At 47.7% G+C, this 801-nt stretch carries 1 protein-coding gene; it reads right to left on the minus strand.

All coding sequences use genetic code 11. The features are described from left to right. A partial coding sequence (locus tag ON072_RS21040) for a zinc-dependent alcohol dehydrogenase (RefSeq protein WP_342453529.1) occupies positions 1-801 on the minus strand: 801 nt, incomplete at both ends.

Here is an 801-nt window from a genome sequence, read left to right on the forward strand (position 1 = left end):
GGCTTAACAACCACTTGGCCCGAAGACATCATATCTAAGATGGCTTCAAAGTTACGCTGCTCGGTCCAACGCACAATCGCGTAAGGGTAGTCATTGCCTTTATCTTCGTAGTCTGCATCGTAGCGGCCAGGACCATAAGAACAAGAAACTTGGAATGTCAATTCCTTTTCATAGAAGTCGGCACGATTGAGCTCTAAGCCTGTCACACCAACAAGAATAATACGGCCGCGTTTACGGCTCATGCGTGCAGCTTGTGTCACTGGATCATTAGATTTTGTTGAGGCTGTAATAATAACCCCGTCAACACCGTTTCCACGGCTGAATGCCATACCAGCGGCGACAGGATCTTCGCCCCTGCCCGGGTTGCAAACTTGGGCGCCAAATTGTTTAGCCAGTTCTAGTTTCGAATCGTCATAATCAATGGCCAGAACACGACAACCTTGAGCACGGAGCAGTTGAACCGTCAGCAAACCAATTAAACCTACTCCGGTCACGACAAACGCTTCACCCAACGTAGGTTCCGCCAAGCGAATACCTTGCAAACCAATGCTCGCTACCACTGTAAACGATGCTTCCTCATCGGATACATTATCGGGAATCAAAGCACATAAGTTTTTTGGTACGCGAACAACATCTGCATGAGGGCCGTTTGATACGACACGATCCCCTTCTTTAAAGTTGTCTATTCCCTTACCAACAGAGTCGATAATTCCAACGTTGCAATAACCCAAAGGAAGTGGCTGTGCTAGTTTTGACTTCACAGCATCAACGGTGGCCATCAAACCATCCGTTTGAACCTTG

It is taken from the genome of Shewanella sp. K8 (assembly GCF_028823715.1).
GTDB classification, from domain to species: Bacteria; Pseudomonadota; Gammaproteobacteria; order Enterobacterales; family Shewanellaceae; genus Shewanella; species Shewanella algae.